The organism is Albibacillus kandeliae, assembly GCF_003116585.1.
In the GTDB taxonomy this organism is placed as follows: domain Bacteria; phylum Pseudomonadota; class Alphaproteobacteria; order Rhodobacterales; family Rhodobacteraceae; genus Albibacillus; species Albibacillus kandeliae.
The window spans coordinates 21,342-35,102 of sequence record NZ_QEHM01000016.1 but is presented as its reverse complement, the minus strand read 5'-3'; the positions used below and the strand labels follow the sequence as shown (position 1 = coordinate 35,102).

Genomic DNA, 13,761 nt, shown 5'->3' with positions numbered 1-13,761 from the left:
GCATGTTCGTCCCGTCGTTGGCGTGAGTGGCGCCGGTGTCATGTCCCCATCCGGACTGTGGGCCGCAGGGAGAACGGGGAAAAGCCGATGTCCCGGAATCCCCCCGGAATCCGCGAAAACCCGCCTACAGGTAGGGGGTCGCCTGCGGAAAACCGCCAGATATTGTGGCTTTTCCCAGGCAGACCGGGGGCCGGAGCAGCCTCGGAGCACGATCCTGCCGACCGGGGCGGGGCGCGCGCGCGGGCGGGCGGCCCGGGGCGGCCGGGGAGTCGCCGCGCAGGGCGGGGGATTCGCCCCGGCGCGCGCCCCGGAGGGGGCTGGATGCGGAGGGATTTGACAGGTGTGGTGTGCGCGGTAGATTCCACGGCAGATGCCCCGTCCCTTCCGCGCGGGAGCCTCAAAATGGCCCTATTATTGTTGCATGACGGGGTGGAATGATTGATAGGTCGGGCAGTTTGTTTTTGTGGGCGCGCAAGCGGCTCCGTCGAGCGCCCGCCGGTTCAGGTAGTTTGAGGGGCATGACTCAAGAAAAATTGAAACTGGCCGTCGTGGGTCTGGGCAAGATGGGCCTGTCACACTTCGCGATGGTCAATGCGCACCCCGAAGTCCAGGCCGTCGCCTGTGACGGATCGGGCTTCATGGTCGATGTGCTGAGCAAGAATGTCGGCACGCCGGTCTACCGCGACTTCGATGAGATGATGGACCGCGAGGCGCCGAAGGCGGTGGTCATCGCCACGCCCTCGCGGCTGCACGCGCCGATGGTGCGCCGGGCGCTGGAGGCCGGGGCGCACGTGTTCTGCGAGAAACCCTTCTGCCTCGACTGGCAGGACAGCGACGCGCTGACGGCGCTCGCCGCCGAGAAGGGGCTGGTAGCGCAGGTGGGCTATCACTACCGCTATGTCGGCGCCTTCCTCGAGATGAAGCGGCTGATCGAGGCCGGGGCCATCGGGCGCATCACCCATGTGCTGGCCGAGGCCTACGGGCCGGTGGTGCTGCGCGCCAAGCGCCAAACCTGGCGCACCCAGAAATCCGAGGGCGGCGGCTGTCTCTATGATTATGCCGCGCACCCGCTGAACCTGCTGAACTGGTTCTTCGGCGCCCCCGCCCAGGTCACCGGCTCGGTGCTCGACTCGGTCTTTTCCGAGGGCATCGACGACGAGGTCTTCTCGACCCTGCGCTGGAACGACGGGCCGACCGCCCAGCTCTCGGTGAACTGGTCGGACGAGAGCCACCGCAAGATGTCCACCAAGATCAGCCTGATCGGCACCAACGGCCGGCTCTTCGCCGACCGGCAGGAGTGCCAGCTGTACCTGCGCAGCCCGGTCGAGGGGCTGGAGGACTACGAGCCGGGCTGGACGGTGAAATACACCACCGAGCTGACCGACGACCGCTGGTTCTACCTGCGCGGCGAGGAATATTCCGCCCAGCTCGACGAGTTCATCGCCGCCGTCCGCGCCGGCGAACGCACCTCGCGCGAGAACGGCTTCGGCTCGGCGGCCGAGACCGACCGCACCATGGCGATGATCATCGAGAACGCCCGCACCGGACAGCCGGTGGGCGCCCCGCCGGTGATGTCGAAACCGGAAAAGACCGCGCGCAAGCGCTGGTTCGGACGCTGAGAGGGGCCGGGACCATGGACAAGCTTCTTTTCGGCGACAACCAGTTCTTCGGCATCAACCACATGTCCGAGGAGAAGGCGCGGGCCCAGGCCATGCGCTTTCAGAAGACCGACGCCATCATGGACGTGCTCGACACCGCCTACGATGCCGGCATCCGCACCTTCATGTGCACCACCCACGACCGCATTGCCGAGATCGTGACCCGGGTAAAGGCGGATCCCGCGCGCTATGGCGACTTCACCTTCTATCCCTGCATGCCCTACGCCCACAAATACGCCAACGCGGTGACCGATCACGGCATGGTGGGGGCGCTGCGCAACTTCATGCCCGAGGACGGCTTCCTCGCCACCGCGCTGGCGGGGGGCAAGGCGCTCGCCACCCGCGAGGTGGACGGCATCGCCAAGGTGCTGATCGACATGGAGATGAAGATGTTTGCCGGGGCCCGCGCGCCGGTGGTCTTCATGCAGAACGTCTTTGCCGACCTGCTGCTGGGCATGGGCTTTACCCGCGCCTTCCGCATCTTCCACGACCACGTGGTCGAGAAATACGGCGCCCAGCCCGCCTATATCACCATGAACATGCCGATGCTGCTCGACGCGCTCGAGAAGGAAGGCATCGAGCGGCCGATCATCTGCTCGAACATCAACAAGCTGGGCTTCCGCATGTCCGGGGGCTTCGACGCCTACCTCGACGCGCTGAAGTCGGGCCGGGTGCGGGCGGTGGCCATGTCGGTCTATGCCTCGGGCGCGATCCCGGCGGACGAGGCGATCCACTGGATCTCGGAGCTGCCGGGGGTGGAATCGATCGTCTTCGGCGCCTCTTCGGCGGGCAACATCCATTCGACCAAGGCGCTGGTGGACAAGTACATGGGAGTCTGTGCATGAGGCCGCGTTCGTGAACAAGCTGTACCTCAAGCACCGGCTGGTGACCTCGCCCGCGGGCGTCCCGCTGCTGAACCTGCGCCACCGGCTGTCCCGGTTCCGCTACCTGCGTCATCCCGAGCTCGCGCTGCTGCGCGAGGAGGAGACGATGATCCACACGCTGATCCAGCGCAGTGTCACGCCGGACTCGGTCTGCGTCGACGTCGGCGGCCACATCGGCTCGATCAGCGATGTCTTCCGCAGGGCCGCGCCCGGCGGCCGGCAGGTGATCGTCGAGGCCAGCCCGACCAAGGCGGACTGGCTCCGCCAGGCCTTTCCCGGTGCCGAGGTGCACCAAGTGGCGGTCTCCGACAGCGAGGGGGACGTCAGCTTCTTCGAGAACCTCGACCAGTCCGGCTTCAGCTCGCTGCGGGCCCGGGACACCCGGGGCCGGGTCCAGAAGATCGACGTGCGCTGCACCACCCTCGACCTGCTGCTGAAGGACCTGCCGCGGGTCGATTTCATCAAGATCGACGTGGAAGGGTTCGAGCACAGCGTGGTGCGCGGGGCCCAGGAGATCCTGCGCCGCCACCGGCCCGTCATGCTGTTCGAGGCGGGGGCGGCCACCGACGCCGATATCGACAACGAGGAATACGTCAGGCTGTTCTCGCTCCTGACCGGGCCGCTCGACTACGAGATCCGCCCGGTGTTCGGCGACATCTACGGCAAGGCGCCCATCTCGCTGGAGGAATTCGGGGCCATGCGCACCTATCCCTTCATGGCCTTCAACTACGTCGCACGACCCAAACAGGTGAGCGCCGCATGAACGAGATTTCGAGCAACTACTACGAGACGCCGCAGGAGGCGGGCAGCCCCCGGGCGGCGATGAAACGTGTCCCCCTGCTGAACGCCTTCGTGCACGACGTGGCGATGGACGACCTGGTGGAGAACTTCCGCGAGGGCGTGATGCTGACCCTGCACGTGGACATGATCATGAAGCTGCAGAAGGATCGTGCGTTCCACGACCTGCTGGAACAGTTCGACGTGGTCACCTGCGACAGCCAGATCATGTACTTCTCGACCCACTGGCTCGGCACCCCGGTGCGCGAGCGGGTCTCGGGCAGCGACTACTTCCCCCGGTTCTACACCCGCTATGCCGATGACCCCTCGATGACGGTCTTCCTCTGCGGCGGCAAGCCCGGGGTGGCGGACCTGGCGGCGCAGAACATCAACGCCAAGGTCGGGCGCGAGATGGTGGTGGGCACCGACAGCCCCGCCTTCGACTTCGACCGTGACCCGGAAGAGATCGAGCGCATGATCGCCGCGATCAACGCCAGCGGCGCCACCGTCTGCCTCGTCGGCCTGGCCGGCGGGCGGCAGGAAAAGTTCATCATGAAGTACCGCCACCGGATGCCCGGGGTGAAGCTGTGGCTGCCGCTGGGCGGCACCATCGACTACGAGAGCGGCACCTTCGACCGCCCGCCGTCGTGGATCACCGAGTCGGGCTTCGAATGGCTCTACCGCCTGATCAAGGAACCGCGCGCGCGCTTCCACCGCTACGTGATCCACGAGCCACCCTTCCTCTGGGCCATTCTCAAGCAGAAGCTGGGCCGATACCGCGATCCCTTCGCCCCCGGGAAATGACGGCGGCGGATCCCCCGGATCCGCCCCCCCGAACGCAAACGCCCCCGCAGGAGAGCCTGCGGGGGCGTTTTGTCTTGGCATCCCGTGTCCCGCCGTGGAGCTGGCGAATTGACTTTTCCGGCCGCCCCACTAAATCTTTCCCTGAGAAGGGAGACATTTATGGGTGCGATGGAGCTGACTGTGAGGGAAGCGGCCGAACTCTCGGGCGTTTCGGCGCGCAGTATCGAGAAGGCGGCCGAGGAAGGCGTGGTCACCAAGAAGGTGATCCAGGGCAGCTTGAGGGCCATACCTTCGGCGCATGTGCCCATGCATGTCGTGGCCTATGCTTCGGTTCTGAAGCACACGCAGGGCTTTCATATGAGCCTGAGCACGAAGAAGCGCCTGTTTCGCTGCATCAGGGAGTTCGGTGACGAGCTTGGCGCTTTTGAACCTACGCCCGGGGTGCGCCTGTCTGTCGACACCCTGGCCGCGGAAGAGTGGGCGCGGGCACGCAACTATGTCGCGGCGAAGGGCGCATACCTGGAGTCGCGCGCGGATATTCTTGGCGGCGAGCCGATCATCAAGGGAACGCGCATCACCTGCCGGTCTGTGCTGGGCCGGATCGAAGATGGTGATACCCTCGAGGATCTCTGCGACGACTACGACGATATTCCGCGCGAGGCTTTCGAGGCGGCCATCATCTATGCCCGCACGCATCCGCCGCGCGGACGACCGGTCAAGGGTAAGCCCTGGCGCGCATGAGGCTGTTTCTCGATGAATGCCTCTCGCCCGGAATCGCGCTCAACCTGAATGCCGACGGCCGGCACGTCGTGGTGCACCCACGCAACGATGGCGGCCGCGGAGAGCCCGATCACAGGGTTCTGGCGCGATGTACGGCAGAGAACCTTGTCCTCGTGACCGAGAATGCCCGGGACTTTCGGGCTCTGGCGGGAAGCAGTGACATTCACCCGGGCATGATCCTGCTGCCCTGTGTGGGCCGGCAGACGTCCGAGGCCCTCATTCGCAAGGTGATCGCCTACCTCGAAGCCCGGGGCGATCCTGACGACATCATGGTGAACCACATCCTCGAAATAGACGAGCAGGGCCAGATCGAGATCTACGCCCTGCCCGGGGAAGACTAGGAAGCCTCCGTCGCCTATTCGTTCGGCACGAAGCGCGGCAGCGGATCCTGCAGCACGCGCAGCATGTCCTTCAGCCGGGCCTCGGCATGGTCGTCGGTTTCCTGCCGGTCGATGGGGGTGGTCAGGCGCACGATGGCGCCGTCGGTGCGGCCCTGGGTGAGACCGTCCACCATCAGCCAGAACTTGGCCGCGAAGTCCCAGGCGAGGCGCCGGTCGCGCTGCTGGAACCAGTAGTAGACCATCATCCGGGTCTCGCCCTTCTGGATGATCGCGCGGTTGATCTCGAAGGGCTTGTCGGCCCCCATAGCGGCGGTGATGTCGGTGCGCTCCAGCCAGGCGATCTCCCAGCCGGCGCCGGGCAGGCAGACCTCGGGCGAATGCACGCCTCCGTCGCTCTGGTCGTCGTACCAGGCCATGAACAGGTTTACCGGATCGCCAGCGCCTGGCTTCACCAGTTGGATCGACAGGTAGTCATCGGCGCCTAAAACCTTCGCAACCTGTGCATCAAGGGTCTCGCGCGGGCCGGCCTGCTGCCAGTCGCCGAGTTTGCGCGGGAAGGTTAAGAAGCTTTCGCGTCCAGGTGCATGACTGCCTGGTTCGGGTATCGACGAGATCGCTGCGGCCGAGCCGAGCATCAGGACGGCGGTGACCATCAGCGCCGCCGAGGGCTGCACGTGCTGGATGCGCGCCGCCTGGGTGCCGAGGCCGCTGGTGTCGAGATCGAGCGCGGTGGCGAGGCTGAGCCGGTCGGGATGCAGGAACAGCATCAGCCGGGCCAGGCCGAAGAGGATCACGATGCAGCAGAGGAAGATCACCCAGCCCTCGAAGAAATGGGTGAAGCCCTCGAGCCATTCGACGCCGTAGTACTGGACGATGATCCCGGCCACGGCGATGCGCACCGAGTTCATGAAGATGGCGATCGGCACCGCCGAGACCAGCAGCACCGCCTTGTGCCAGGTCGGGCCGCGGTAGAGCACTGCGAAGATGTAGGAGAAGCTGAGGATCGGGAACATGTAGCGCAGGCCCGAGCAGGCTTCGGCCACGTGCATCTTGAGGACCCCGAGGTCGATGATGTTGCCGTCGAGGAAGACCGGCACATGGGTCAGCTGCAGGAACCAGACGCCGAGCTCGGAGGAGAGGAACTGCAGCGAGGTCGAGACCTTGTAGTAGATCGTCCCCGGCAGCGGCAGCATGTAGACGAGGTGCAGCACCGGCGGCCAGAAATGCCGCCCCGTGCGCCAGCCGAAGCTGATCAGCAGGATGCCCCCGACCCAGAGGATCAGCGCGTAGGCGACGATGTCGTGGATCCGCGAGAAGGTGCCGAGCGTGCCGAGCAGCAGCGAGACCACCACCAGGGCGACGCCGGGCCAGCGGTCGGTCTTGACCCCCGGGGTGACCGGGTGCTCCTTCAGCTGGCGCAGGAACAGCAGCAGCGACAGCACCGGGATCAGCGGACCGTGGCTGTATTCGGGCAGCTGCCAGGCGATCAGCAGTTCCTCGATCCCGGCACGGAAGAAGATCAGCGCACCGAGGGTGGCGACCAGGAACCAGAACAGACCCATATGGAAAAAGGCGGACAGCCCGGGGCGCTCGGAGGCGCCGGTACTCGAAATCGACATCAATCACTCACGCGTGGTGGATCACCAGAAACAGCAGGGCCAGTTTTGCAGATTCTGGCAGGCTTGGCCAGAAAACGCCGACAGGAAGGGCCGCGGCCACTTTATTGTGATCGCTGCAGAAACAGTCGGGCCGCGCGTCCGGAGCTGTTTCAGATCGCACCCGTTGCGCCTGCGGGCGGGGTGGCAGGCGCGGCGGGCAGCGCGATTCCACCGGGGCAGACCCGCGGCAGAGGGCAAAAACCCCCGCGTTTCCGGGCGGATAGCCTCCGGACCGGGTGCGGCGCGGGGTGGCGGGGCCGGGTCCTGAGCGCCCCGCGCCGCGGCGCCGGGCGCGCGGCAAGGCTTGCGGCGCAGGGACAACCTCGGGCAGAACGGGCGCGAGGTTTCATCCCTGATCAAGTTGCCGAGTTTTCATGACCGAGTTCCGTTCCCCCGTCCTCCCCGATCCGCGTTCCTACGTGGTGATCTCGCCCTGCCGCAACGAGGCGAATTACATGCGCCGCACGCTCGACAGCATGGTGGCGCAGAGCGAGGTGCCGGCGCTCTGGGTGATCATCGACGACGGCTCCACCGACGAGACCCCGGCGATCCTGGCCGAATACGCCGCCCGCCACGACTGGATCCGGGTGGTGCAGAAGCCCGACCGCGGCCACCGCGCGGTGGGCCCCGGCGTGATCGAGGCCTTCTACTTCGGGCTCGATACGGTCGACCTCGACGCCTATGCCTACCTCTGCAAGCTCGATCTCGACCTCGACCTGCCGCAGGGCTACTTCGCCGGGCTGATGGACCGGATGGAGGCCAACCCGCGCATCGGCACCTGCTCGGGCAAGGCCTATTTCCGCAACGGCGCGGGCGCGCTGGTCAGCGAGGAGATCGGCGACGAGATGTCGCTCGGCATGACCAAGTTCTACTCGGTCGCCTGCTTCCGCCAGATCGGTGGCTTCGTGCGCGAGGTCATGTGGGACGGCATCGACTGCCACAAGGCGCGCCAGCTGGGCTGGACCCCGGTCAGCTGGGACGACCCCGAGCTGCGCTTCGAGCACCTGCGCCCGATGGGATCGAGCCAGCAGAGCATCTTTACCGGCCGCCGCCGCCACGGCTTCGGTCAGTATTACATGGGCACCCACCCGCTGTTCCTGCTGGCCTCGGCGGTGAACCGGATGAAGATCCCGCCCTACGTGGTCGGCGGGCTGTCGATGGTGCCGGGTTACTTCGGCGCCTGGTGGCGCGGCGAGCAGCGCCAGGGCGACAAGGAACTGATCGGCTTCATCCGCGCCTACCAACTGCGCGCCCTGCGCGTGGGCAAGGCCCGCGCGGTGGCCGAGATCGAGGCCGAGCGCGCCCATCTCTGGCAGCCCGAACGGGCCGCCTGAGGCCCCTCAGGCCAGGGTCTCCTCGGCCCAGGCCTGGTACATCAGCACGTTCCAGAGCTGGGGACCCCAGTTGAAGCTGCCCGAGAGGTGCTGCTGCCAGAGGCGCGCCACCAGGTCGGCGTTCAGCACCCCCTCGCGGCGCAGCCGGTCGCGGTCGAGCAGGGCGGTGGCCCAGTCCTTCAGACCGCCCCGCAGCCACAGGCCGATCGGCACCTCGAAGCCCATCTTGGGCCGTTCGATCAGCTCGGCCGGTACATAGCGGTAGAGCACCTGGCGCAGGATCCACTTGCTCTTGCCCTCGTGCAACTTGAGGTCGGCCGGCAGGCTCCAGGCAAATTCGGCGATACGGTGGTCGAGCAGCGGCGCCCGGCTTTCTAGGGCCACCGCCATGGTCGCCCGGTCCACCTTGGCGAGGATGTCGTCGGGCAGGTAGGTCAGCATGTCGAGCTGCATCAGCCGCTCTTCCACGCCGAGATCGCCGCGCGGCGGCAGGTGCTCGGCCAGCAGGCTCTCGGGGGCGGCGGCGCCGGGCACCGCCGCGTCGGGAAAGCGCCAGACCGAGACCATCTTGCGGTGCAGATCCTCCAGCGTGTCGCTGGCGGCGTAGTTGGCCAGCCGGTGCAGCCGCTGGCCGATCGGTTCCTTGCCCTGCGGCGTCGGCACCAGCGGGCCGAGCGCCCGGGTCAGCCAGGCCGCCGGGATGCCCCGGATCGCTCCGGCGCCCAGGTGGCGCAGCGGCGCCGGCATCGCCTTGAGCCGGGCGCGCAGCTTGGCCGCGTGCTGGTAGCGGCCGTAGCCGCAGAAGAGCTCGTCGCCGCCATCGCCCGACAGGGCCACGGTGACATGGCGCCGGGCCAGTTCGGACACCAGGAAGGTGGGGATCTGCGAGCTGTCGGCGAAGGGCTCGTCATACATGCGCGGCAGGCGCGGGATCACGTCGCGCAGCTCCTGGTCGCTGACGTAGAGCTCGGTGTGGTGGGTGCCGAGGTGGGCGGCCACCGCCTTGGCGAATTCCGCCTCGTTGTAGCGCCCCTCGTGGAAGCCGATCGAGAAGGTATGCACCGGCCGCTCCGAGAGCTGCTGCATCACCCCCACGATGGTCGAGCTGTCGATGCCGCCCGACAGGAAGGCCCCGAGGGGCACGTCCGACATCATCTGCTGGCCGACGGTCTCGCGCAGGAGCGCGTCGAGCTGGTCGATGGCGGTGGCGGCATCCGGCGCGGCGGCGCGGGGGGCGGCGGCGATGGCGGCCCCGTCCCAGTAGCGGCGGATGATCGGCGCGGGCCGCTCCAGCGACAGGGTGACGATCTCGCCCGGGCGGACCTTGTGCAGACCCTCGTAGATGGTGCGGTCCTCGCCGACATTGCCGTGGCGCAGGAAGCCGAGCAGGCTCGACCGGTCCAGCCCGGCGGCAAAGGCCGGATGCGCGCGCAGGGCCTTCAGCTCGGAGCCGAAGAGGAAGGCGGCGTCGCGCCCGGTGCCCTGCCAGCCGTAGTAGAGCGGCTTTTCCCCCAGCCGGTCGCGCACCAGCGTCAGGCTGCGGGCGGCCCGGTCCCAGAGGGCGATGGCGAACATGCCGCGGGCCTCGGCCAGTGCTTCGTCGAGGCCCCAGGCGTCGATTCCGGCCAGCAGCGTCTCGGTGTCGGAGGTGCCACGCCAGGCCGGGGCGCGGCCCTCGGCCTCCAGCCGTGCGCGCAGCACCGTGTGGTTGTAGATCTCGCCGTTGAAGACCATCTCGTAGCGCCCCGAGACCGCCGACATCGGCTGGTGCCCGGCGGGGCTCAGATCGACGATGGCCAGCCGCAGGTGCCCGAGGGCGACGCCGGCCTCCGGGTCGATCCAGTGGCCGCGGGAATCCGGCCCGCGGTGGGCGATGGCCTGCATCATCCCCAGCACGGTAGCCTCCGCGTCGGGGCCGTGGCCGGGGTGCCAGAGAAAGCCGGTGATGCCGCACATGGATCAGTGTTCCTTCGGGTCGGAGAGGGGGAGCGGGCGCAGGGCGTCGCCGCCCCGCCCGGCAAAGAGCGTGGCGAGCCGGGCGGCCTCGCGGCGCACGTCGAACTCGGCGCGCACCTTGCGGCGGCCGGCCTCTCCCATGCGGGCCCGCAACTCCGGGTCGCCGGCAAGGCGCAGCAGGGCCTCGGCCAGCCCCTCGGCATCGCCGGCATGGACGGTGAGGCCGTTGACGCCATCCTCGACCAGCTCGCTCACCCCCGCGACGCGGGTGGCGATCACCGGGCGGGCGCTGGCCAGCGCCTCCATCAGCACCACGGGCAGGCCCTCGGCGAAGGAGGGCAGCACCAGCGCGTCGGCCCGCGCCAGGTTCTCGGCGACGCCCGCCTGCGACTGGTAGCCGGTAAAGCGCACCGCGCCGCCCAGCGGTGCCGCCAGCCGTTCCAGCCGGGCCCGGTCGTCGCCGTCGCCGACCAGCGTCAGGCGCAGGTCCGGGCGGGTCTCCAGCGCGCGGCGGAAGGCCTCGAGCAGCACGCCGACGCCCTTGATCGCGGTCAGCCGCCCGACGAAGACGAACGCCACCCCCTCCTGCCGGGCCTCCGGGGCAGGGGCGTCATAGCGTTCGGGGATCACCCCGCAATGGACGATCTTCATCTTGGCCCAGTGCGCCGGGCCGGAGAGATACATCATCTGCGACCGCGCGAAATGGCTGATGCAGGCCACGAAGGTCGCCTTCTCGGTCTTTGCGGCCAGCTGCCATGTCTCCGGTTCGAACAGTTCGCTCGGCCCGTGCATGGTAAAGCTGAAGGGAATGCCCGACAGCTCGGAGGCCAGCAGGGTGACATGGCCGGGGGCGGTCACGAAATGGCAGTGGATCTGCTGCACCCCGCGGTGGCGCAGGTGGCGCGCCAGCAGCATCGCCTCCGCCAGGTAGGCCAGCTGTTTCAGCCCCCCCTTCAGCCCCGGCTGGGCGGTGCGCCAGGACAGGGCCAGGGTGCGGCCGAGCCGCCCCGGCGCGGCCAGCGTGGCGCCGAGCGCACCGAGCACGGCACCGGGCGACTTGCCCGCCGGTACGATGAAGAAGGTATCAGCTGCAGCGGCGCGTTCCTCTGGGCCGATCAGCATAGATTCGTCCGGGCGACGGACAGAGCAGGGTAGCACCTCGAAGCCAAGGTCACGCAGGGCGGTTACCTCGCGCAGGATGAAGGTATGAGAGGCAGCTGGGTAGAGTGCTGTGACATAAGCGATGCGGGGCAAGGGATCGGAAACGTGGGATGAAACAGAAATGGGTACCGGCATCGTGGGAAAATATCCTATGGGTCCCGGTTGTTATCGGCAAGCGTGCTGGGCGGGTAAAGCCGAAATACCCCTATTCTGCCTCCCAGGCTCCGGCTGAGGGTGGTTCGGGGCGCGGTTGCAACAGCGGGTCCTGGTAGGCGGCGAGCCCGGAGAGCGCCGCGCCGAGCGCCGCCGAGCCGGGCAGCGGCACCAGCCGCATCCAGCTGTCGGAGGGCGGCGCGTAGGTGGTGTCGAGGCTGAAGTCCACCGGGCTGCGCTTGCCGCCGCTGCGCGGAGGCCAGAACAGCTCGGTCGAGAGCGGCGCGTAGGTGGTCACCGGCGCATCCATTGCGGGCTCGTGGATCACGTTGTTCTGCGTCACCACGCCGGTGAAATCGCCGCCCGGGTCGCGGTGGAAGGGCACCGAGTCGGGGCTGCCCGAATATTGCTGGTCCTGCGAGCGCAGGACGCAGAAGGTATTGTTGTAGACCTCGATCGGGGCCGCCAGCACGGCGGCGCCGGGGGTCTTCTTGTTCTCGGTGACGACGAAGGCCCAGGTGTCGGTGAAGTAGAAGGGGGTCGCGGGGATGATGCCGCTGACGTTGCGCACGGTGGCGCCGGTCAGGTTGCACAGGACGATGCCGCGGGTGCTGTATCCGCCGAGCCCTACCACCCCGTCGACGATGATGTTGTGCGTGCTGGTGCCGATCGCTTTGCTCGAATTGCCCCCGATGTCGATCAGGTAATAGCCGAACTCCATTACGTTGGAGTGCAGGTTCACGATCGACCCCTCGGCCTTGGGCGAGTTCTGTACCTTGATGCAGGGCTGACGCATGTCGGTATGGAAGAAATCGTTCCCTGCGACATACATGTTCTGACCGTGGTCAAAGCGGATCGGTGCCTTGGAACTGCCGCCCGAGAAATCCCCCTGATCGTCGTAGGTCGTCGGTGCTCCAGTATTTTGCACCAAGCTGTTGCCAGTGGCACAGATGGTGCTGCGCGGATGTTCGCTACAGCCCCCGATAATCGGGTATTCGCCCCCGAAATCGGTTAGGGCGCAGTCGTTGATGTGACAATGCACCTTTCCTTCGAACCCGCCTACATTGAAGCCGATGGTCGAGCGCTGAAAGCCGGAGAAAGCGCAATCGTCGATCAGGATGTCGATGTACTTCTGTATAAGTATCCCGTTCACCGAGATTCCGTCGAGATCAGCCGAGCCTCGCGGTGCCGTAGCCGTAGTCGAGGGATCGAAATTTCCGAGGAAGTTCAATCCATGGATACGCAACTCTGGGATGAAGGTGCCGTTCAGGCCGCCGAAGGTTCCGAAGACATAGACTGCGCGCGCCCGGATCTTGGCGGCCTTGTTTGTATCCGTCCGGGCCATCATTCGGGGTCTGTCGCCGCTGCCATAAGCGCCCAGCGACATCATGTAGGGTGCACTTGATCGCAGCAAGATGTCGCTGGTATAGCTCGCACCGCGCTTGAACAAATAGCGAGTAGGGGTACCCGCCTTGTCGGCGGGAGCGTAGGCATTGATGAGCGCCTCATCGATCAAATCGGCATTGGCCAAGCGTGCACCGGCCGGTGCCCCGGAGAAGTCGCTATCGCCCGTGGGGTTGATGCAAATCGTGTTGCTCCCAGCGAAACTGTTGCCGGGATCGGCCACTGTTAAGTCCAGGTGGGCCTCGGCCCATTTGCCGCTGGCCGGTTCGAGCACAAGCAGCGAGACGGTGAAGCTGCCTGGAGTCTTGTAGACATGACTGACGAAAGGCCCCTTAGCGACGCCGCTATCGCGCCAGCCGTCGAGCAGCCGTTCGGGCTTGTCCCAACTGCTGCTGTCGCCGAAGTCCCATAGGAAGATCAGCCGGTGCAGCCGCGCATCGTAGGCCTCGCCGGGGGCGGGGGATGGAGTATCGAAATCGGTGCCGGAGAGGTCGACCCAGAACCGCACGCTATCGGGCGCGCAGGCAAGAAGGGTACGGTCCGGCACGATGGTGAGGGTGCCGCCGGTCGGCGCCGCGTCAGGAGCGAGCACGCCTTGCCAGTCTGCCGCTGGCATCGGCCCGGCCACGTGGCCGTTCTGCGTCGAGATGAGACTGAAGCTATCGCCGGCGCCAAGTCCCAGGAGTTTCAGTCGTTGCATCAGAAGGCTCCGCAAATAAAGCTGTCGAACTGGCAGGGGAGGGAGGCATCGGTACGCGAAGACCTACGCTCCGGTGGGCCGGTAACGAGGGCTATATCGGTACAGGCGTAGACCCCGGTGCAGTTGACCGAGAATCGGAGCGAGTTCCCCT

General features: G+C 66.9%; 11 protein-coding genes. 7 read left to right on the top strand and 4 right to left on the bottom strand.

The genetic code is table 11. The features are described 5' to 3' along the window. Positions 1 to 518: 518 nt before the first annotated feature. The 6 genes from DDT93_RS25380 (at position 519) to DDT93_RS25355 (ending at position 5,244) form a co-directional block, all read left to right on the top strand. The gene (locus DDT93_RS25380) at positions 519 to 1,619 is read left to right on the top strand and encodes a Gfo/Idh/MocA family protein (protein WP_109468727.1); all 1,101 of its coding nucleotides are present in this window, start codon (positions 519 to 521) and stop codon (positions 1,617 to 1,619) included. Between the two features lie 14 nt (positions 1,620 to 1,633). Next, a complete protein-coding gene (locus DDT93_RS25375) occupies positions 1,634 to 2,503 on the top strand; it encodes a hypothetical protein (protein ID WP_109468726.1) in 870 nt (289 codons plus the stop codon). A 10-nt stretch (positions 2,504 to 2,513) separates the two neighbouring features. Further along, positions 2,514 to 3,305, top strand: a complete 792-nt coding sequence (locus tag DDT93_RS25370; RefSeq protein WP_157960296.1) for an FkbM family methyltransferase — start codon at positions 2,514 to 2,516, stop codon at positions 3,303 to 3,305. Further along, positions 3,302 to 4,123 carry a WecB/TagA/CpsF family glycosyltransferase gene (locus tag DDT93_RS25365; RefSeq protein ID WP_109468724.1) on the top strand — a complete coding sequence of 274 codons (822 nt, stop codon included), beginning with the start codon at positions 3,302 to 3,304 and terminating at the stop codon, positions 4,121 to 4,123. Before DDT93_RS25370 ends, DDT93_RS25365 begins: the two co-directional genes overlap by 4 nt. Before the next feature lie 159 nt (positions 4,124 to 4,282). Beyond that, positions 4,283 to 4,864, top strand: a complete 582-nt coding sequence (locus DDT93_RS25360; RefSeq protein ID WP_232825575.1) for a DUF433 domain-containing protein — start codon at positions 4,283 to 4,285, stop codon at positions 4,862 to 4,864. Next, the gene (locus tag DDT93_RS25355) at positions 4,861 to 5,244 is read left to right on the top strand and encodes a DUF5615 family PIN-like protein (protein WP_109468723.1); all 384 of its coding nucleotides are present in this window, start codon (positions 4,861 to 4,863) and stop codon (positions 5,242 to 5,244) included. Before DDT93_RS25360 ends, DDT93_RS25355 begins: the two co-directional genes overlap by 4 nt. Before the next feature lie 14 nt (positions 5,245 to 5,258). On the opposite strand, the gene xrtD is transcribed toward DDT93_RS25355, so the two are convergent. Next, entirely contained in the window at positions 5,259 to 6,863 is a 1,605-nt protein-coding gene (gene xrtD, locus DDT93_RS25350; protein WP_109468722.1) for a VPLPA-CTERM-specific exosortase XrtD, read from the bottom strand. A gap of 413 nt (positions 6,864 to 7,276) precedes the next feature. On the opposite strand from xrtD, the gene DDT93_RS25345 reads away from it, so the two are divergent. Next, positions 7,277 to 8,236, top strand: a complete 960-nt coding sequence (locus DDT93_RS25345) for a glycosyltransferase (protein ID WP_109468721.1) — start codon at positions 7,277 to 7,279, stop codon at positions 8,234 to 8,236. A 6-nt stretch (positions 8,237 to 8,242) separates the two neighbouring features. On the opposite strand, the gene asnB is transcribed toward DDT93_RS25345, so the two are convergent. The 3 genes from asnB to DDT93_RS25330 form a co-directional block, all read right to left on the bottom strand. Continuing rightward, positions 8,243 to 10,192, bottom strand: coding sequence for an asparagine synthase (glutamine-hydrolyzing) (asnB, locus tag DDT93_RS25340; RefSeq protein WP_109468720.1), 1,950 nt, complete (start codon positions 10,190 to 10,192; stop codon positions 8,243 to 8,245). A gap of 3 nt (positions 10,193 to 10,195) precedes the next feature. Then, complete coding sequence (locus DDT93_RS25335) at positions 10,196 to 11,488, bottom strand: glycosyltransferase family 4 protein (RefSeq protein WP_109468719.1); 1,293 nt, start codon at positions 11,486 to 11,488, stop codon at positions 10,196 to 10,198. A gap of 70 nt (positions 11,489 to 11,558) precedes the next feature. Then, on the bottom strand, positions 11,559 to 13,610 hold the full coding sequence (locus tag DDT93_RS25330) for a PKD domain-containing protein (protein WP_109468718.1): 2,052 nt from the start codon (positions 13,608 to 13,610) through the stop codon (positions 11,559 to 11,561). Between the last annotated feature and the right edge of the window lie 151 nt (positions 13,611 to 13,761).